Raw genomic sequence first — 17,429 nt, forward strand, 5'->3', positions numbered from 1 at the left:
TATGCCGCAGCGTGTACGGGCGACCGCCGTCATCTTGAGGCTGCAGAAAAGCTATTTGCGGAAAACCTTCCAGCGTGTCGGACGGAAGCGTGTTTCGCTGCCGAGTTCGATCGGCGCATGCAGCGGCACCTCCACCTCGACATGATACGGGGCGTGGCCGTCATTGGCGATGTCGATCTCGGCGATGCGGGTGCCGGCGAGGCGGCGGCAGGCGGTGACCTTGCCGAACAGCGCATCTGGCGCGTCGACAAGCGTCACGTCTTCCGGCCGGAAGAACAGCTCCCCTACCCCGTCGCCCGCCTCAGCAATGCCGATCGGCTGGCCCTGGAAGAGCATGGTGCCGTCCCTTACCTCGACCGGGAGCTGCGAGGACTCGCCGATAAAGGAGAAGACGAAGGGGGAGCCTGGCCGGTCGTAGACGTCGTCGGCCGAGCCAACCTGCTCGATTTTGCCCTGGCTCATGACCACGACGCGGTCGGCGAGTTCCAGCGCCTCTTCCTGGTCATGGGTGACGAAGACGGTGGTGTGGCCGGTGCGGTCGTGGAATTCCCGCAGCCACCGGCGCAATTCCTTGCGTACCTTGGCGTCTAGGGCGCCAAAAGGTTCGTCGAGCAGCAGGATGCGCGGCTCGATCGCCATGGCGCGGGCAAGTGCGACGCGCTGGCGCTGTCCGCCGGAAAGCTGGTTCGGATAACGCTTCTCGAGCCCGCCGAGCTGGACCATCTCCAGGAGCTCGGAGACGCGGCGGCGGATTTCCGTCTTCGGCGGGCGGCTGGCGGTCGGCCGGACCTTGAGGCCGAAGCCGATATTCTCGGCGACGGTCATGTGCCGGAACAGCGCATAATGCTGGAAGACGAAGCCGACATTGCGCTCCTGCACCGAATGGTGCGACGCGTCCTGATCGCCGAAGAAGATCTTGCCCGATGTCGGGAAATCGAGGCCGGCGATGAGACGCAGGAGCGTCGTCTTGCCGGAGCCGGACGGGCCGAGCAGCGCGATCAGTTCGCCGGACGCGATCTTCAGCGACACGTCGTTCAGCGCCGGGAAACGCTCGAATTCCTTGCGGATATTGTTGATGGTGACTTCCATCTGGTCTTTGACCTTTCAATGCCTGCCGCCGGCAGCGCCGGCTCCGAACCGAAGTTCGAGAAGAGTTTTCAATGCAAGGGTGACGAGCGCCAGCAAGGCCAGCAGCGAGGCCACCGCGAAGGCCGCGACGAAGTTATACTCATTATAGAGTATCTCCACATGCAGCGGCATGGTGTTGGTGAGGCCGCGGATATGGCCCGAGACGACCGAGACGGCGCCGAACTCGCCCATGGCGCGGGCATTGCAGAGGAGCACGCCGTAGAGCAGGCCCCACTTGATGTTCGGCAGCGTCACATACCAGAAGGTCTGCCAGCCGGATGCGCCGAGCGACAGCGCCGCCTCCTCGTCGCCGGTGCCCTGGTCCTCCATCAGCGGGATCAGCTCGCGCGCGACGAAGGGAAAGGTGACGAAGACCGTGGCGAGCACGATGCCCGGCACGGCAAACAGGATGGTGATGCCTTGGCTCTTGAGGATCGGGCCAAGCAGGCTGTTGGAGCCGAAGAGCAGCACGTAGACCAGGCCGGAAATGACCGGCGAGATCGAGAACGGCAGGTCGATCAGGGTGATCAGGAAGGACTTGCCCTTGAACTCGAACTTGGCGATCGCCCAGGAGGCGCAGAGCCCGAAGACGAGGTTGAGCGGAACGGAAATCGCCGCCACCAGAAGCGTCAGGCGGATCGCTGCCGCCGCGTCGGGCTCGATCAACGCCTCGCAATATTCCGACCAGCCCTTGCGAAACGCTTCCACAAAGACGGAAACCAGCGGCAGGAGCAGGAAGAAGGCGAGGAAAACCAGCGCCAGCCCGATCAGCAGTATCTTTGCGAGCGGCCGCTCGTCAGCGGGATTGCGGAAGGCCGGCGGTTTGCCGAGCGCGGAGCGGGAGACTTCAGACATTGCCGTATCTCCTTCGGTTCCAGGCCTGGATGAGGTTGATGATGAAGAGCATCACGAAGGAGATGATCAGCATGATAGTGGCGATCGCCGTCGCACCCGCATAGTTGAACTCCTCCAGCCGGATGACGATGAGGAGCGGCGCGATCTCCGAGACGTAAGGGATGTTGCCGGCAATGAAGATGACCGAGCCGTATTCGCCGACGCCTCTGGCGAAGGCGAGCGCAAAACCGGTCAGGATCGCCGGCGTCAGCCCCGGCAGGATCACCCTCGAAATGGTCTGGAAGCGATTGGCGCCGAGCGTGGCTGCGGCTTCCTCCACCTCGCGATCCAGTTCTTCCATGACCGGCTGCACGGTGCGCACCACGAAGGGAAGGCCGATGAAGACCAGCGCGACGACGATGCCGAGCGGCGTGAATGCGATGCGGAACGGCATGAACAGCGAACCGACCCAGCCGTTCGGCGCATAGAGCGCTGCAAGCGCGATACCGGCGACCGCCGTCGGCAACGCGAACGGCAGGTCGACGATCGCATCGATCAGCCGGCGACCGGGGAAATTGTAACGGGTCAGCACCCAGGCGACGACGGTGCCGAAGACGACATTGACCAGCGCGGCCACAAAGGCCGTGCCGAAGGATATATAAAGTGCGTCCTGCGTGCGCCGGTCGGTCAGAACGGCGAAAAACCCGCTCCAGCCAAGCCCGGCGGTACGCCAAAGCAGGCCGGCAACGGGGATCAGGATAATTATCGACAGGTAGGCGAGCGAAAAGCCGAGCGTCAACCCGAAACCCGGGATGATGCTCGGCCGTTTCAGTCGCCACTTTGCCGGTGAGGCAGTGGCGTTATGGATCATTTAATATTCCGACTTACTTACCGGGCTTGTAGATCTGGTCGAAAATGCCGCCGTCACCGAAATGTTCGGGCTGCGCCTTCTTCCAACCGCCGAAGATCGGATCGTCGATTGTGACGAGCTTGATGTTCGGCAGGGCCTTCAACAAATCCGGCTTTACCACATCGGGCTTCGAAGGACGATAGAAGTGCTTCGCCGCGATGTTCTGGCCTTCATCGGAGTAGAGATACTGCAGATAGGCCTCCGCCTGCTTGCGGGTACCCTTGGAATCGACGGTGGCGTCGACGACCGCGACCGGCGGCTCGGCGAGGATCGAAATCGGCGGAACGACGATCTCGAAGGCATCCTTGCCGAATTCCGCGCCGGCGAGATAGGCCTCGTTTTCCCAGGCGAGCAGCACGTCACCGATCTGGCGCTGGGCGAAGGTGACCGTCGAGCCGCGGGCGCCGGTATCGAGGACCGGAGCGCGCTTATAGAGCTCGCCGACATAGGCCTTGATCTTGGCCTGATCGCCCTTGTACTCCTCGTTCGCCCAGGCCCAGGCGGCAAGGTAGTTCCAGCGGGCACCGCCCGAGGTCTTGGGGTTCGGCGTGACGATCGCAACGTCGCCCTTCACTAGGTCGCCCCAGTTCTTGATCCCCTTCGGGTTGCCCTTGCGGACGAGGAAGACGATCGTCGACGTGTAGGGCGATGCATGGTTCGGCAGCCGATCACGCCAGCCGGCCTTGATCTTGCCGGACTTCTCGATCGCGTTGATGTCGCTTTCGAGCGCCAGCGTCACGACATCGGCCTCCAGACCGTCGATGACGGAGCGGGCCTGCGCGCCGGAACCGCCATGCGACTGGCGGATCGTCACGTCGTCGCCGCCCTGCGCCTTCCAGTATTTCGCGAAGGCGACGTTGAAGTCCTTGTAGAGCTCGCGGGTCGGATCGTAGGAGACGTTGAGAAGCTGGCTTTGGGCAAAAGCCGGCGCGACGATCCCGACCGAGATGCCGGTCGTCAGGGACAGACCAAGTGCGACGGCGCCCAAACGAGCACCCAGTCGCCGGCCCAATCCCGGGGCAAAATTGAACATGAGGTTCCCTCCTGTGGTTCTGCCGAAACACTATCGGTTGGGTCGTCTTAGTCAATCGAGGCGGGCAAGAAGGCAAAACTGTTTCCCTTTGACGGCCCGCGACGACAAAGAAACCATTAACCCTCACGACATGGACAGAACGCCCGCGTTGGCAAACGGGCGGTTTGCAAAATCACAATCCCGCCATAATCGGGATTTTGAGGCGCGGGAGGAGGGTTTTACGGGCGACTTGCGCGATACTAGAGGTGTCGGCTGACGTCCATCTTCTGATGGAGGATGCGGATAATATCGATCGCGCTTTCGGAAAACCGATAGAAAACACAATGCGCACCGACGGAATATTTGAAATACCCTTGCCGAATATCAACCGGTCGACCGAGTTTCCGCCCTGCCGCCAATCCTTCCAGAGTTGAGATCAGTTCATCGTGGTAGCGCTCGGCCTGTTCCCAAGACCACGTTTCGACCGTGTAACCCCAAATATCCTCAATATCCTCTTCCGCGAGCGGTGAAAGCTTATAGTCCCGGCCTTTAGCGGCCATGACGCTCTCGTATCCGATTCAGAAATGCCTGATTATCAAAGGGTTGTGGCGAGCCAGACTCTTCACCGGCAATCAGAGCGTCCTGTAAAGCCTTGACCCGGGCCTCATGTTCTTCAAGCAGGCGCAGGCCTGCCCTGACGACATCGCTTGCCGAACCATAGCGGCCGCTTTCGACCTGCATGTCGATGAAGCTGGCGAAATGATCGCCGAGTGAGATGGATGTATTTCGAGCCATGCTGCCTCCTGCCTCGCCATCATACCAAATTTTGGTACATCACCAAGCCGAAACCAGAAACCTCAAGCCGTCAGCAGTTCCCTGACCGGCGGCTTGGCGTCGCCGGCGCCTTCGACGGCATCGGCGATCGTGGTGTTGAACAGCACGTCGCGGGTCGCGTCGGCGACGCGGGCGAAGACGTGGCGGATTTCGCAGAGGTGTTCGCCGTCGCAATCCTCGCATTTGCGGTAGGCGGTCTGCGAGAGGCAGGGCAGCGGCGCGATCGGGCCGTCGACCAGGCGCAGAACTTCGCCGAAGGTGATGGCGTCGGCGGGTTTCAGGAGAAGATAACCGCCCTGCTTGCCGCGGCGGGAAACGACGATACCGGAGCGTTTGAGGTCGAGCAGGATCTGTTCCAGGAATTTCTTCGGAATGCTCTGCTGGAGGGCAATCTCGGAAATCAGCATCGGCGCTTCGGGATCGGCCTGTGCCAGGGCGGCCAGGGCCCGAAGGGCATATTTCGCTTTCTGGGATATCATCACGCAACCATCGACAATAGCGCCGCCGCAAGGAAATAGTCCTCACGGCGCCGCTCACTTCAGCTTCGTTCGGGGCATCCACGGGGGCGCCGGAAGGGCGCTCAGGGGCTGCATATCCGCCAGGGGAAACAGAGCCCCGGAGACATGTTCCCGCAATATCTCAAATCACGAGAAAATACAAACCAATGCAGGGGTTTCGGGGATAAAATCGGTCACTTTTGGTTAAGGCGGCAGGTTTTCTGTGTGAGCGTCGCTTTGGAGAGATATTTGCTCCGCATCACCATGGGAAGAAACGGGTTTTCCTGTCCTTGCGCGCGCGGAATCCGGATAATCCAGCAATTGCTCACGGAAGAAGACCCATGACACTGCACGATGCCGCCGGCAAGGACCGTTCGGGACTGGCCGCTACCCTCGACGCAAAGCTCGAAAGCCTGGATCTTGCCGGGCGCCTGGCGCTTGCCGCCGAACTCGGCCACGCCGTGTTCACCACATCGCTCGGCATCGAGGACCAGGTAATCACCGCGGCGATCGGCACGCACCGCCTGCTGGTCGAAGTCTCGACGCTCGAAACCGGGCGGCTGTTCAAGGAAACCGTCGACCTAATCGGCGAGACCGAGGAGCGCTACGGCATCGAGATCCGTCGCTTCCGGCCGGAACAGGACGACGTGGACGCATACGCGGCGAAATACGGGCTCAACGGCTTCTACGACAGCGTCGAAGCCCGCCATGCCTGCTGTCATGTGCGCAAGCTGAAGCCTCTCGCCAAGGCCTTAGCTGGCGCCGACGTCTGGGTTACCGGCCTTCGCCGCGGCCAGTCGGGCAACCGCGCCACGACCCCATTTGCCGAATACGACGCCGAGCGCAACCTGATCAAGATCAACCCGCTGGCCGACTGGGACATCGAGACGATCAATGCCCATGTGGCTTCCGAAGCCATCCCGGTCAACCCGCTGCACAAGCGCGGTTATCCGTCGATCGGCTGCGAACCCTGTACCCGCGCCATCAAGCCCGGCGAGCCCGAGCGCGCCGGCCGCTGGTGGTGGGAAAACGACGAAAAGCGCGAATGCGGCCTGCATGTGCCGGAAAACGCCGCTCAATCGATCGCAGAACCTTCGCCCCAAGCGAACTGAAGCCCTTCTTGTTTGTTTCTAGAGACTACCCGGAGACCGAAATGCCATTGTCAGTACAGGAAACGGAAGTGAAGAACCCGCCCGTTTCCAGACCGCCGCTCGATCCGCATCTGAAGGCCCTCGAAAACGAAGCGATCCACATCTTTCGCGAAGTGGCGGCGGAATTCGAAAAACCCGTCATGCTCTATTCGATCGGCAAGGACTCGTCCGTCCTGCTGCATCTCGCGCGCAAGGCCTTTTATCCCGGCCGCGTCCCCTTCCCGCTGCTGCACGTGGATACGACGTGGAAGTTCAAGGAGATGATCGAGTTCCGCGACCAGATCGCCGAGAAATACGATCTCGACCTGGTGGTCCACACCAATCCGCGCGGCGCCGAGGAAGGCATCTCGCCGTTCAGCCACGGCTCGGCGCTCTATACCGACATCATGAAGACCGAGGCCCTGCGCCAGGCGCTGGATGCCGGCGGCTACGACGCGGCCTTCGGCGGCGCCCGGCGCGACGAGGAGGCCTCCCGCGCCAAGGAACGCATCTATTCGTTCCGCACCCCGGACCACAAATGGGATCCGCGCAACCAGCGCCCGGAACTGTGGAACGTTTATAACGGCATGGTCCGGAAAGGGGAAAGCGTGCGCGCCTTCCCGCTCTCCAACTGGACCGAGGTCGACATCTGGCGCTACATCCAGGCGGAGGACATTCCGCTCGTGCCGCTCTATTACGCCGCCGAACGCCCCTATGTGGAGCGCGACGGGATGATGATCCTTGCCGAGGATCCGCGGCTTGAACTGCTGCCCGGCGAAACCGTGCAGCAGGGCATGATCCGTTTCCGCACGCTCGGCTGCTTTCCGCTGACCGGCGCCATCCGCTCGACCGCCTCCAACCTCGAAGAGGTGATCGCCGAGCTCGAAATCGCCACCGTTTCCGAACGCCAGGGCCGCGCGATCGACCGCGACCAGTCCGGCTCGATGGAAAAGAAGAAGCGCGAAGGATATTTTTGAGATGACCGCTCCCGCCCAAAACGCCTCGGCGACTATCCTGCCCTTCGCAGAACCCCTGAAGGCGGTGCGCGACACGCGCCCGCTGCGCCTCATCACCTGCGGCTCCGTCGACGACGGCAAGTCGACGCTGATCGGCCGGCTGCTCTGGGACACCAAGGCGGTCAAGGAAGACCAGGCCGCGACGCTTGCCCGCGACTCGGGTGGCCAGAACGACCTTGGCCTGCCGGACTTCGCCCTGCTGCTCGACGGCCTGCAGGCCGAGCGCGAACAGGGCATCACCATCGACGTCGCCTACCGTTATTTCTCGACCGACCGGCGTTCGTTCATCGTCGCCGATACGCCCGGCCATGAGCAATATACCCGTAACATGGCGACCGGCGCCTCGACCGCCGATCTCGCCATCCTGCTTGCCGACGCCCGCGCCGGGCTTCTCGAACAGACCCGCCGGCACGCGACGATCGCCGCCCTGATGGGCATCCGCCAGTTCGTGCTCGCGGTCAACAAGATCGACCTCGTCAACTACGACAAGGCAATCTTCGACAGGATCTCGCACGATTTCCGCGAATTCGCCCTGTCGCTCGGCGTACGCCAGATCACCGCCATCCCGATGTCGGCGCTCAAGGGCGAAAACGTCGTTTATCCGGCCGACGCCTCGATGCCCTGGTATGACGGCCCGACCCTGGTCGAGACACTGGAGCTGGCGACCGCGCGTTCCACCCAGGCCGGCGGCTTCCGCCTGCCGGTGCAGCGCGTCGTGCGTCCCGGCGAGAGTTTTCGCGGCTATCAGGGGACTGTCGCGGGCGGCTCGGTTAAGCCGGGCGACTCGGTCGTCATCCTGCCTTCCGGCACGGTCGCCAATGTCAGCCGGATCGTCACCTTCGACCTGGTGCGCAACGCTGCGGTGGCGGGCGACGCCATCACGCTGGTCCTCGACCGGCAGGTGGACGTGGCGCGCGGCGACGTGATCGTTTCGCTCGACGGCCAGCCGATGACCGGCCACCATTTCGACGCCCAGCTCGTGTCACTGCAGCCGGGCGGCATCGAGCCCGGAAAACGCTACTGGCTGAAGAGCGGTTCGCGCCGCCAGCGCGTCGCGGTCGAACCGATCAGCCAGCTCGAGCTTGCCACCGGCAAGTGGCAGCCGCATGCCTCGACGCTCGCCATGAACGCGATCGGCAAGGTACGCCTTTCCTTCGAGGAACTGGCGGTCTTTGACGCTTACGAGCAGAACCGCTCGACAGGCGCCTTCATCCTGATCGATCCGGATACGCTGAACACGGTGGCGGGCGGCATGATTACCGCCAAGCGCAGCGAGGTCGGCGGCATCCATCGTGGCCAGGGAGGCGAAGGCCAGCGCGTCGTGCTGTCGCTGCCGGCGGATCTTGCCGAGCAGCTGATGGCAAGCGAACTCTTCGCCAACCGCCGCGACGAGACCGAGGTCAAGCGGATGACCGCCAAGCAGGCGGCAGAGCTTTTCTCCAACGCCGGCGGCGATATCTGATCGTTTCGATCGGCAGGAAATGGAAAAGGGGCCGGAAGGTCCCTTTTTTGTTGCCAGGCCCCCGTCAGGCGAGCGGCCGCGTCGAACCGCGCTGGACGAGTTCGAACGGCAGCTGGATGACGCGGCTCGGCAGGCATTCGTCGTTGATGGCCCGGACGATGAGATCCGCGGCCTGATAGCCCATCTGGAAACGCGGCACGCGGACGGTCGTCAGCCTCGGCTCGGCGCAGAGCGCGAAATCCAGGTCGTTATAGCCGCAGATCCCGAAATCATCCGGCACGCGCAGGCCCGCCCGTTGCGCCTCGAACAGAGCGCCGAGCGCAAGATCGTCGTTCTGGCAGAATACCGCGTCGACATCGGGCGCCGTTTCCAGCAGCCGCTTGAAGAGGTCGCAGCCGAGCTGCATGCTGGTCTGCTTGTGCTCGGTCATGACGAGGCTCGGATCGTAGAGCCCCGCCTCCTGCATCGCCAGCGCATAACCGTCATGACGCCGCTGGGCGCGAAGATCGCGGCTGCCGCCGATCAGGCCGATGCGGCGATATCCGCAGGCAAGCAGATGGCGCGTCGCAGTTTCCGCCGCCTCGCGGTGGTTGATACCGACCGCGATACCCGAGGGCAGCAGGTTGAGATCGACGATCTGAACCACCGGGCACGGCGCGCGCTCAAGCAGATCGCTGACCCGCTGGTCCTGCAACCCCGTCAGCAGGATGCCGGCCGGATGCTGTGACAGGAAGAGCTTGACCTGACGGTATTCCTGGTCCGCATCGTGGTTGGTATTGGCATATTGAATACGGAAATCCGTATCGCGCACCCGTTCCTCAATGCCGCTCATGATGCCGAGATAGGCATGATTGGTCAGCGCCGGCGCCAGAACCCCGATAATGCCATTATGGCGGCTTGCGAGCGCCCGGGCTGCAAGATCGGGCACGTAACCCATCTGCTCCACCTGGCGAAGGATCTTCTGCCGAAGCGGCTCGGACACCTTTTCCGGTTCTCGTAGGGCGCGGGACACGGTGATCGAGCTGATCCCGAGGACGTTTGCAACGTCGAGCAGGGTCACCCGTTCCGATCTGGCGCGTCTAGGCGGCATACGTTCTGCGGCCCTCTCCACGCCCGAGTGCAGGCTACCACCCGAAGCGGTTCCTGAGCCGGGAAATCTTTCGACAAGTTACAGGTTCCCGCCGCCATGATGCAGCAATGGCATGTCGGGACCTAGTATATTTTTGCCCCGTTAAAGTGCGGGTTGTGGATAAGAGCAATACGCCGTGCAAAGCTCGGCATAGTCAGCCGGATAGCGGTCCACTGGGACTGCAATTTGATCGGAAAAACTTCGGGAGAAAGGACCCTCTGGAAAGCCAGAGTTCTATCTGGTCGGAGTGAGAGGATTCGAACCTCCGACCCCCACGTCCCGAACGACCCATTTCCGCAAACCACCCGCTTGCTCACGCTGCATCTTTCCTTGTTTCTATTGCACTTTTTTCCGATCCTGTCGATTCCTGTTCATTCTCATTCATTCCCAATCTGTCGATTTCTGTCGATTTCTGTCGATTTCTGTCGGGCGTTTTCGGTCAGATCAACAAAATCAAGGGTTGAGTAGTCGTAGTCGTCGGCAAACTCTTCTCCTGCCTTTCCGTCCGTAAAAGCTTTACCGACCATGACGTGATCACCCTTTCGAAGGTGATTATAAGTCCGCATCAAGACCTCGATTGACATGCCGAGATAGCTTGCGATGGCCGCCATCGGCAGCTCAGGACGGCCGACCAACCACGTCGCAGCGGTATGCCTGAATGTATGGATAACCTTCTTAGTGTCCTGGCCGAAAACCTCCCTGATGCACTTTCGCATTGCTCGGGCAATCTCACCCGGCTGCTCTTGGCCATCGGCGCTGTATGGGAAAGCGCACGGATAGATGATCCCTTGTTGCTTCCACTCGACAAGATGACGGACCAGCACCAGAGGAATTTCGATCCCTGGTGCTCGCTTCTTTTCGTATCGGACTTCTTCCTTGCCCAGACGATGGAAGAAACCGCGCCACTCCAAGTTACCGGTCTTCGAATTGCGGACTTGGCGAAGCTCGATCCATGGCCTATCAGGCTCATCGTTGAAGCTGGCTCGCGTGAGCTTTGATTTTCGGCTGCCGGTGTAAATCGCCATGATCATAAATCTGGAGAGATGTTCCCAAATCGGTAAATCTTTGACCGGCTTCTTGTTGATCCAGCCAGTGCCGCGCTTTGCCGCTGCGTGATCAATGAGCCGTTGAATCTCATCCTTCGTGAATACCGCCTGTCGGCCTAGATATTTCGCTGGCAACGGAACCGGTACGGCATACTTCAGCATCTTCTTTCTGACGGCGACCGTGATCGCTGAACGCATGTCCTCAAGATATCGCGTGGATGCCTTGTCCTTGAATTCAACACTGTTCGGATTAAAAACGGGCGGTGGTGGTGGCACCTTCTTTCTCGGTTCAGGCAGGCTCTTCCGTCGCTCCTGTATGCGACGCTTCTCGCGGGCCTCAGCTGCAGCGTCGAGCTGCTCCTTGCGAGCAGTCCACTCTTGCCACCGCCGTTCCGATAGCGCCCTGGCTCGTTCAACCGACTTCTCATGCAGGAAGTCGGTGAACTCGTCGCGGCTGTCCTCATCGATATCGGCAACCGTTTTCCCGGCCCAGAACTCGCTGAGAAGCAAGACGCGGTTGATGGTATCCTCAGGCCGCGCCAATGGATTTGGGAAGTGCCTGTCAGGCTTGTATTTTAGATGCCTGACATCAAGGTAGAGGTTCAGAACGTCAGTGATCAAGACATCACCAACATCCTGGTTCCTCACCTTCAGCCTGTCACCAACCTCCTTCTCGCCCAGATATTTCCGGAGGGCGGCTTCACAGCGGGCTTTGTGATCAGACACATCCTTGCCGAACCCCAACGAAAATTTCACGCTACCGTCGCGAATGTGCCATTTCTTGGAAGCCTCATCGAACCAGGCGCGTGCAGGTTTAGCTGTTCTTCCCATCACTTTCTCTCCTTCTTTTGCGCGGCCTTGGCAGCAACCAGCTTGGCCTTGAGCTGTTCCTGCGACGAGATCGCCTGCTGTTTTTGCCGGTTGGACCTGATCTCGGGAGCTTCGTAGACGAGCCGGATAGATGGCGCGGTAAATTCCTTGTCCGAAGCCGCAATCCACGCTTTCACATCACCGACGCGGACGTGCAGCTTGCCGAGTTTCCAGGTAGGTTTCAGCTGTCCCTTTTTAATCGCGAGTTCGAGGCTAGCTTTCGTAAAGGTCGGGCTAGGAGTATTCTTCTCGCTGCTGCGCATGATGCCGCCAAGGACTGGCAAGCAAAGAGCATCCCTCAATTTGAAGGTCGCTTCGTCTGAAGGGTAGACCAGGTTGATATGCTTTCGGACTTTCTCAAGCATCACTCGTGTTTGCTTTGAACGCGCGACTATAGCCGCCACGCTGCTCGCGAGGTCGTTTGCATTATCCATATTGTCTGGGGTTCCTGTTGTTGACGCGAGGAACATAACTGTCGATCAGCGGGGGATCAATGCTTTAAAACAAAAAGCAAAATGATTTCAATCAGTTGAAAACAAATGTCGGCCACAAAGCTGTTGTCACCGACATTTGTTTGGAAGCATTTTAACAATTGGTCGTCAACTGACTGATTTAAAATACGATCAGCAAATAAGCTGAAATTCTTGCGAGATTACTGATCCGATGACGTAGAAAATCTATTCTACGCAGCCTGAAAAATTCGCGTCTTCTTGCAGTCCGAAGATGTACAGTTGTGAATTCCAGTCGACACGAACAGATGCGGCCCGTCGGGATTGAGGCATGTCCTCACGGCTACTCCCGGCTCCTGCAGCTCGTCTCTGCTGAACGCATAAAGACCGACCCTTTCGTTGCGACCGCCCGAACAGTTCGAGAGCGGTCGCGATCTGAGCAACCGTCTTGCCGTCGATATGCATTCGCACTAGCGTGTCGAAATCAGCCCTTGGACAATCCTGTCGGCCGCCAACGGAATGTAATCCTATGACACCGCCTGATCTGACAAGAGTTCGCAAAGGCTACGAGACCGCCATCACCAAGGTCCGGGCACGTATGTCGGATGACCAGATCGTCGATGTCCTGGAGCGGTACAAGCACGGCGGTATGCATAGAGATGAGGCCATGGAGTTGCTCGACGTCGATTATTTGGGCGTGATCTACGAACTCGTGTCCCTCTACGATATCCAGGAACCGCCACCCGACCCAGCCGAAGAAGCCCGCCAGGCCGAAATGCTGCGGCTCCTGCTGTCCGGAGAAGAAGTCCCGGTGGAACTACGGCAGCCTATCTCGTGGCGAATTCGGCATTAGTCAAATTGGTTGCTAGTCGGGATTAGGTTCTGTCCGGACGTGAAGATGCCTGGATTTCCTGGATCACGAAATCGAGATCGAGCTTCAGCTGCCGCGCGATCCATTCAGGCGTGCAGCCGTGGACATGAGCGTATCGACGGATGGAAGCCCGGAGATTGTCAGGGTTGGCATCGATATCGTCGTCGTGTTGCATGTCGTCAGTGTCGGAGATGAAGCCCGTCCGCTTAATCGAGTCCGATACGAAGCCGAGGCTTTGAACGAGTTCCTCCATGAGCCGGTCGACATCGCGATCTTGTGCTTCGCTGCCATCATTGTCCCAGGAAACTGAATACCCCGGGCGGTGATCGACGCACATTTCCAGTTGGAAATTGATATCTCCCACGGCCGCAATCCGTTCGAGAAAGCTGACGAGGACAGGATACTGGTGCTCATCGAGAACAACCGAGCAGCCTTTGCCGATGAGGTGTCCGCACAAAAATTCGAGGGTCGTTGTGTAGTCGATCAGTTCAGCGTTGGCGGCTCTCAGAGGTTTCATTTTTAATCTCTCTGTTCGAGCATCCACGCATTCAGATCGAGAATGATCCCGTCTCGGGTAGGGTCTGGCTCGCCGATGGTGTGCTTGTGCCGGTCGCAAAGGGTAAGGCAAATCGAATGCCCGAATCGTAGGCGGGCTGGTAAGCCGCATTCCTGACAGGTCTGCAGGCTTGATTTATAAGCTTCTCGATGAAGATTGATGACTTCGATTTTTGTAGCGAGCAGATAGTCAGAATACAAATGCAAAGCGCCGAATTTTTCCTTGCCCCATCTCAGCTGTGCATGCGAATTGTTCCACTTTGCATTGAGTGCCCGCAGACCATCTGCGTAGGCTGTTAGGACGCCGAGCCAGCCCGGTCCGAACTCAAGACCCCGGGCCCCAGGCTTTTCATCTTGTTGATAGACATCGACGTAGTCGCGCTTGAAATCCGCGAACTGGCGGCGGCGAAGCTCGGCTTTGATCAGATCGATATCGGTTTCACAAAGCCGGATTTCTTCGTTCCTTGCCCAGACCTCTGATCCGGCTAGACCGTCTGGTTCGGTCGGGACGATATCGCCGACTGCAAGGATATCGACGAGATTCAAGAGGTCGATGTTCAAGAGCTGGGCTGCTTCGCGACATGTCAGGAGGTCAGCCATCGTGACGGCTCCTGAAGTGCCGGTCGCACAGCGTTTTTCGCCAAGCTGTCCGACGTAACTCGCCAGGACTGCCACACACTTCACAGGTCACGGCAGCCTGTTCGACGGCAACCTGCTCGGCTTCCCGGCATCCTTTATTCGCTGCCTTAGCACATCGATAAGTGATGCGGAGCCCACCCCATTTTTCATGAGCGCCGAGGAAGCCGTATCCCGGCTGCCCGATGCACGCCGCATGAAACCGCTCGATGAGCCGATTCCATCCCTGCTCACAGTGCATCCTTTGTTGCAGCTCGCGCATCTGTTTGACATATGCGAGAAGTCCGACTTCCACAGCGACGCGATAATATGATTGCGAATACTCGCCTTCCAGCTTCTCCCCGCAGTCGGCGGCCCACGCCTTGATTACGCCGTCAGTCCGCTGCTCGTCGGCCGGGTAGATATCCGCGAACCCGTGGATATCGGCAATGATCTCATCGCCGTGCTCACGCCAGACGCCGTCGTAAAACAACCTCCAAATCTGATCGATATCGACTTCCGCTCGCGTGTAAATTCCCGGATACAACTGCAGCAGCAACGGCTCCGCTGCTTCCTGGAGCGGCTCCAAGCTGATCGGTTTGCGGCGATCAGGAACGATGCGGTCGCCTACCATTCGATTAGGCATCGGCATTCTCCTGACGCTGACGCTCGATCTTCCAGATCACATCGCTGATTTTCATCGTCGCTTGTGCGATCACGAATGCTTTTTCGATGCCGAACAGATGCTCGAAATACGGCATCGAGAAAGACTTACGGCGATCAGAATTATTCCGGTCGGCGAACGGCAGGTGTCGTGTTTCGACAATGTATGCGTGGACGACTCCTTTGATCAGGTCTGCCTCTCGAATTCGGGCGTCGATCAGGTACTGGTGTTCAGGCGAGCGAATGCGGACGGTCTCAGTCATTGAAGACATCTCCTTTTCGTCCGCCTGCGATCCACGCACGGCGCTGATCGGCATGCCGTTCGCAAAGGCACTGGTAATAGCCCGCAAAGCTGTCGATCCGGCCGGGTTCACCGCAGATTTCGCAGGTCAGGCGTGACCCCTGGGTCACGAGGTTGCGAATGATCTCAAGATCGGCGACGAGCGCATTTGGGTAGCTTGCCGACTCTCGGCGCGGCCGAACGTAAATCCGGAGTTCGCCCAACTTTTCTTTGATCTGCTTGACGACAGTTTTTTTGGTCCAACCATGGATTTCCAGAGCCAACTCGATCTTCCCGAGAGCGTCAGCGATAAGCGGCAGCCAGCCATCCTCGACGCCGAATTCGATACCGGGCGCAAGGATGCGCATATGCTTTACCCGGAGCCGGGCGATGAACTCTTCGCGATCAAAATCCTCAGGAAGCATCGGAACCTCCGTCGGAATTGTGCTTCCTGACCAGTTCATCCGACTGACCTTCCAGCCACCGAATTGTATCATCGATCTCCATCATCGCTGGCTCGGCACCAGCAGGCATCTGGTCATACACATGTCGGACATGCAGCTGACCATCGATCATCTCCAGGCGAGTGATCTTGATCTTGCCTTCGAGATATCCTCCCTCGTCCTCTACGACCTGCTTGATCTTCCGGAGGCTGCTGGCCAGCAGGTCGTAGAGGAAATCGGGAACATGGAGGTCGATTGCTTTTCCATGAACCGCCGGGAAGATAACCCGGCATTCGTCATAGAGAGCGGCGTACTTGTCGATCTTAGCTGCTTCTTCGTCGCGATGCTGATCGCAGTAGATGCCCTCGATTCCGTCAAGCCGCATGATGCCTGGCTCACCGCAGGTTCGGCAGGTCTCGCCAGTCTGCACTGAGAATTCGGCAAGCGCTTCGACGCATGCCAGTGCTCGCCCAGGCGTCCACTTCCCGGCAGGCTTCAAGGGAGTTGCGTAGGCGATTGCGACGATTGGTGAGACGTCGATGTGGAGATCAACCCAGGTCGACAAGCCTTCGCCCTGATACGACTTGCGGTCAACGTCCGACAGCCCATACAGCCTGTCGAGCATCGTCAACAACGGCGTGATCCAGCCGTCCGGGATGACGCGCATGCTGTCATCCCAAAGATTTGCGTATTCCTTCGACAGTCTGTCGGCGATCTCCTTTTTCATTGCAGCACCCGCCCCTCATATTTTGCAAGCTGCTCTTCATTATGTCGCTGACACAGCCGATGCTGTGGTCCGCCGTCGCGCTCTTGAGCAACGATCACTGACGGACTGCCACAGATTTCGCAGCTCTCGGATGTCGCGGCGTTGAATTGACGGAGGGCTTCGATCACAGCGTGTGACTTCTCTGGAGTCCAATTTCCAAGCTCTGGATTCGGACTGGCGAAGGCGACGGCAAACCCGCCGCTGCTCTGAATCAGAACGAAAAGCGGAGAGCCGTATTGCCCTTTGATCGGCGTCTGAATCTCATTTAGAGCGGCCATCAATTTTTCGATGATCGCTGTCCAGCCGTCCGGCAGCCGGGTCAGATCATGCCGCCAAAGTCGTGGGTAGAGTGAGCGAAGGCGCTTGATGTCATCGTCCTTCATGCCACGACCTCCGCGTCACGCAGGCTTGCTGTCAGCGCACGGAAACTCGAAGGCGCATAGCCAAGGTCAGGACAATCAACCCCGCAGTCACGGCTCCGGCCGTACGGTGCAAGGCGACCATGGCTGTGACCATAAAGATGCCAGGACCCATGCACGGACGCATTCCACGAACGCTGCGCATAATGATTCAAGACAATGCGGTCGCCGTCGAGTTTGCATTCGGCATGGTGCGTCGGCTCGATATCCCATGCCAAACCGGCAATCGACTTACGAACGGACCCGTCATTAGACAGGTCGTGATTCCCCAAAATCAACCGCTTGCGACCTTTCAGCTGGCTGAAAATCGAGGCTGTGCGGTCGTCTGAATGATAGCTGAAATCGCCGAGGTGCCAGACGATATCGGTGTCACTGACCTGCCACTGAGAATTTCCTCCAGAATGGATTAGAGTCCGGCCCATTAAAGGACGGACGAATGAAGAAGCAGCGATTTACGGAAGAGCAGATTATCGGTGTGCTGAAGGAGCAGGAGGCTGGCG

General features: G+C 59.3%; 21 protein-coding genes. 4 read left to right on the top strand and 17 right to left on the bottom strand.

Annotated elements, in window-relative coordinates; genetic code table 11:
• Window positions 1-51 precede the first annotated feature (51 nt).
• From C5L10_RS30410 to C5L10_RS30440, 7 genes are all read right to left on the bottom strand, one after another.
• Window positions 52-1,089 carry a sulfate/molybdate ABC transporter ATP-binding protein gene (locus C5L10_RS30410; protein WP_046664482.1) on the bottom strand — a complete coding sequence of 346 codons (1,038 nt, stop codon included), beginning with the start codon at window positions 1,087-1,089 and terminating at the stop codon, window positions 52-54.
• Window positions 1,090-1,104: 15 nt separating this feature from the next.
• Entirely contained in the window at window positions 1,105-1,983 is an 879-nt protein-coding gene (gene cysW, locus C5L10_RS30415) for a sulfate ABC transporter permease subunit CysW (RefSeq protein WP_105432731.1), read from the bottom strand.
• Complete coding sequence (cysT, locus tag C5L10_RS30420; RefSeq protein WP_105432732.1) at window positions 1,976-2,833, bottom strand: sulfate ABC transporter permease subunit CysT; 858 nt, start codon at window positions 2,831-2,833, stop codon at window positions 1,976-1,978. Before cysT ends, cysW begins: the two co-directional genes overlap by 8 nt.
• A 13-nt stretch (window positions 2,834-2,846) precedes the next feature.
• Complete coding sequence (locus C5L10_RS30425) at window positions 2,847-3,905, bottom strand: sulfate ABC transporter substrate-binding protein (RefSeq protein WP_046631246.1); 1,059 nt, start codon at window positions 3,903-3,905, stop codon at window positions 2,847-2,849.
• A gap of 239 nt (window positions 3,906-4,144) precedes the next feature.
• On the bottom strand, window positions 4,145-4,444 hold the full coding sequence (locus C5L10_RS30430) for a type II toxin-antitoxin system RelE/ParE family toxin (protein ID WP_105432733.1): 300 nt from the start codon (window positions 4,442-4,444) through the stop codon (window positions 4,145-4,147).
• Window positions 4,434-4,679, bottom strand: coding sequence for a type II toxin-antitoxin system ParD family antitoxin (locus tag C5L10_RS30435; protein WP_105432734.1), 246 nt, complete (start codon window positions 4,677-4,679; stop codon window positions 4,434-4,436). Before C5L10_RS30435 ends, C5L10_RS30430 begins: the two co-directional genes overlap by 11 nt.
• A gap of 62 nt (window positions 4,680-4,741) precedes the next feature.
• A complete protein-coding gene (locus C5L10_RS30440; protein WP_046631242.1) occupies window positions 4,742-5,197 on the bottom strand; it encodes an Rrf2 family transcriptional regulator in 456 nt (151 codons plus the stop codon).
• A gap of 359 nt (window positions 5,198-5,556) precedes the next feature.
• Here C5L10_RS30440 and C5L10_RS30445 point away from each other — a divergent pair, with 359 nt between their 5' ends.
• The 3 genes from C5L10_RS30445 to cysN are packed head-to-tail and all read left to right on the top strand — an operon-like array spanning window position 5,557 to window position 8,823.
• Complete coding sequence (locus C5L10_RS30445; RefSeq protein WP_105432735.1) at window positions 5,557-6,327, top strand: phosphoadenylyl-sulfate reductase; 771 nt, start codon at window positions 5,557-5,559, stop codon at window positions 6,325-6,327.
• A 41-nt stretch (window positions 6,328-6,368) separates the two neighbouring features.
• On the top strand, window positions 6,369-7,322 hold the full coding sequence (gene cysD / locus C5L10_RS30450) for a sulfate adenylyltransferase subunit CysD (protein ID WP_105432736.1): 954 nt from the start codon (window positions 6,369-6,371) through the stop codon (window positions 7,320-7,322).
• A 1-nt stretch (window position 7,323) separates the two neighbouring features.
• Window positions 7,324-8,823: a sulfate adenylyltransferase subunit CysN gene (cysN, locus tag C5L10_RS30455; protein ID WP_105432737.1), complete on the top strand. Its 1,500-nt coding sequence runs from the start codon at window positions 7,324-7,326 to the stop codon at window positions 8,821-8,823.
• 64 nt (window positions 8,824-8,887) lie between these two features.
• Here cysN and C5L10_RS30460 read toward each other — a convergent pair whose 3' ends face one another.
• The 3 genes from C5L10_RS30460 to C5L10_RS30470 all read right to left on the bottom strand — a co-directional run bounded on the left by C5L10_RS30460 (window position 8,888) and on the right by C5L10_RS30470 (window position 12,302).
• A complete protein-coding gene (locus C5L10_RS30460) occupies window positions 8,888-9,913 on the bottom strand; it encodes a LacI family DNA-binding transcriptional regulator (protein ID WP_105432738.1) in 1,026 nt (341 codons plus the stop codon).
• A gap of 416 nt (window positions 9,914-10,329) precedes the next feature.
• Window positions 10,330-11,829 (bottom strand): hypothetical protein, encoded by a 1,500-nt coding sequence (locus tag C5L10_RS30465; RefSeq protein WP_105432739.1) that lies wholly within the window; start codon window positions 11,827-11,829, stop codon window positions 10,330-10,332.
• The gene (locus C5L10_RS30470; RefSeq protein ID WP_105432740.1) at window positions 11,829-12,302 is read right to left on the bottom strand and encodes a hypothetical protein; all 474 of its coding nucleotides are present in this window, start codon (window positions 12,300-12,302) and stop codon (window positions 11,829-11,831) included. The genes C5L10_RS30465 and C5L10_RS30470 overlap by 1 nt, the downstream gene beginning before the upstream one ends.
• A 544-nt stretch (window positions 12,303-12,846) precedes the next feature.
• Between C5L10_RS30470 and C5L10_RS30475 the strand changes: the two genes are divergently transcribed.
• On the top strand, window positions 12,847-13,170 hold the full coding sequence (locus tag C5L10_RS30475) for a hypothetical protein (RefSeq protein ID WP_105432741.1): 324 nt from the start codon (window positions 12,847-12,849) through the stop codon (window positions 13,168-13,170).
• A gap of 22 nt (window positions 13,171-13,192) precedes the next feature.
• On the opposite strand, the gene C5L10_RS30480 is transcribed toward C5L10_RS30475, so the two are convergent.
• The 7 genes from C5L10_RS30480 to C5L10_RS30510 are packed head-to-tail and all read right to left on the bottom strand — an operon-like array spanning window position 13,193 to window position 16,893.
• Entirely contained in the window at window positions 13,193-13,732 is a 540-nt protein-coding gene (locus C5L10_RS30480; protein ID WP_172717269.1) for a hypothetical protein, read from the bottom strand.
• Window positions 13,708-14,343, bottom strand: coding sequence for a hypothetical protein (locus tag C5L10_RS30485; RefSeq protein WP_105432743.1), 636 nt, complete (start codon window positions 14,341-14,343; stop codon window positions 13,708-13,710). The genes C5L10_RS30480 and C5L10_RS30485 overlap by 25 nt, the downstream gene beginning before the upstream one ends.
• Window positions 14,336-15,004 (bottom strand): hypothetical protein, encoded by a 669-nt coding sequence (locus C5L10_RS30490; RefSeq protein ID WP_105432744.1) that lies wholly within the window; start codon window positions 15,002-15,004, stop codon window positions 14,336-14,338. The genes C5L10_RS30485 and C5L10_RS30490 overlap by 8 nt, the downstream gene beginning before the upstream one ends.
• Complete coding sequence (locus C5L10_RS30495; RefSeq protein ID WP_105432745.1) at window positions 14,997-15,284, bottom strand: hypothetical protein; 288 nt, start codon at window positions 15,282-15,284, stop codon at window positions 14,997-14,999. Before C5L10_RS30495 ends, C5L10_RS30490 begins: the two co-directional genes overlap by 8 nt.
• A complete protein-coding gene (locus tag C5L10_RS30500; protein WP_172717270.1) occupies window positions 15,277-15,669 on the bottom strand; it encodes a hypothetical protein in 393 nt (130 codons plus the stop codon). The genes C5L10_RS30495 and C5L10_RS30500 overlap by 8 nt, the downstream gene beginning before the upstream one ends.
• A 46-nt stretch (window positions 15,670-15,715) precedes the next feature.
• Entirely contained in the window at window positions 15,716-16,471 is a 756-nt protein-coding gene (locus C5L10_RS30505; RefSeq protein ID WP_105432747.1) for a hypothetical protein, read from the bottom strand.
• Window positions 16,468-16,893, bottom strand: coding sequence for a hypothetical protein (locus tag C5L10_RS30510; protein ID WP_105432748.1), 426 nt, complete (start codon window positions 16,891-16,893; stop codon window positions 16,468-16,470). The genes C5L10_RS30505 and C5L10_RS30510 overlap by 4 nt, the downstream gene beginning before the upstream one ends.
• Between the last annotated feature and the right edge of the window lie 536 nt (window positions 16,894-17,429).

Source organism: Neorhizobium sp. T6_25, from assembly GCF_002968555.1.
Classification (GTDB): Bacteria; Pseudomonadota; Alphaproteobacteria; order Rhizobiales; family Rhizobiaceae; genus Neorhizobium.

Excerpts from the sequence above, each read along its gene's own strand:
- C5L10_RS30410 (WP_046664482.1), bottom strand. The coding sequence starts at position 1,089 with ATGGAAGTCACCATCAACAATATCCGCAAGGAATTCGAGCGTTTCCCG.
- cysW (WP_105432731.1), bottom strand. The coding sequence starts at position 1,983 with ATGTCTGAAGTCTCCCGCTCCGCGCTCGGCAAACCGCCGGCCTTCCGC.
- cysT (WP_105432732.1), bottom strand. The coding sequence starts at position 2,833 with ATGATCCATAACGCCACTGCCTCACCGGCAAAGTGGCGACTGAAACGG.
- C5L10_RS30425 (WP_046631246.1), bottom strand. The coding sequence starts at position 3,905 with ATGTTCAATTTTGCCCCGGGATTGGGCCGGCGACTGGGTGCTCGTTTG.
- C5L10_RS30430 (WP_105432733.1), bottom strand. The coding sequence starts at position 4,444 with ATGGCCGCTAAAGGCCGGGACTATAAGCTTTCACCGCTCGCGGAAGAG.
- C5L10_RS30435 (WP_105432734.1), bottom strand. The coding sequence starts at position 4,679 with ATGGCTCGAAATACATCCATCTCACTCGGCGATCATTTCGCCAGCTTC.
- C5L10_RS30440 (WP_046631242.1), bottom strand. The coding sequence starts at position 5,197 with ATGATATCCCAGAAAGCGAAATATGCCCTTCGGGCCCTGGCCGCCCTG.
- C5L10_RS30445 (WP_105432735.1), top strand. The coding sequence starts at position 5,557 with ATGACACTGCACGATGCCGCCGGCAAGGACCGTTCGGGACTGGCCGCT.
- cysD (WP_105432736.1), top strand. The coding sequence starts at position 6,369 with ATGCCATTGTCAGTACAGGAAACGGAAGTGAAGAACCCGCCCGTTTCC.
- cysN (WP_105432737.1), top strand. The coding sequence starts at position 7,324 with ATGACCGCTCCCGCCCAAAACGCCTCGGCGACTATCCTGCCCTTCGCA.
- C5L10_RS30460 (WP_105432738.1), bottom strand. The coding sequence starts at position 9,913 with ATGCCGCCTAGACGCGCCAGATCGGAACGGGTGACCCTGCTCGACGTT.
- C5L10_RS30465 (WP_105432739.1), bottom strand. The coding sequence starts at position 11,829 with ATGGGAAGAACAGCTAAACCTGCACGCGCCTGGTTCGATGAGGCTTCC.
- C5L10_RS30470 (WP_105432740.1), bottom strand. The coding sequence starts at position 12,302 with ATGGATAATGCAAACGACCTCGCGAGCAGCGTGGCGGCTATAGTCGCG.
- C5L10_RS30475 (WP_105432741.1), top strand. The coding sequence starts at position 12,847 with ATGACACCGCCTGATCTGACAAGAGTTCGCAAAGGCTACGAGACCGCC.
- C5L10_RS30485 (WP_105432743.1), bottom strand. The coding sequence starts at position 14,343 with ATGGCTGACCTCCTGACATGTCGCGAAGCAGCCCAGCTCTTGAACATC.
- C5L10_RS30490 (WP_105432744.1), bottom strand. The coding sequence starts at position 15,004 with ATGCCTAATCGAATGGTAGGCGACCGCATCGTTCCTGATCGCCGCAAA.
- C5L10_RS30495 (WP_105432745.1), bottom strand. The coding sequence starts at position 15,284 with ATGACTGAGACCGTCCGCATTCGCTCGCCTGAACACCAGTACCTGATC.
- C5L10_RS30500 (WP_172717270.1), bottom strand. The coding sequence starts at position 15,669 with ATGCGCATCCTTGCGCCCGGTATCGAATTCGGCGTCGAGGATGGCTGG.
- C5L10_RS30505 (WP_105432747.1), bottom strand. The coding sequence starts at position 16,471 with ATGAAAAAGGAGATCGCCGACAGACTGTCGAAGGAATACGCAAATCTT.
- C5L10_RS30510 (WP_105432748.1), bottom strand. The coding sequence starts at position 16,893 with ATGAAGGACGATGACATCAAGCGCCTTCGCTCACTCTACCCACGACTT.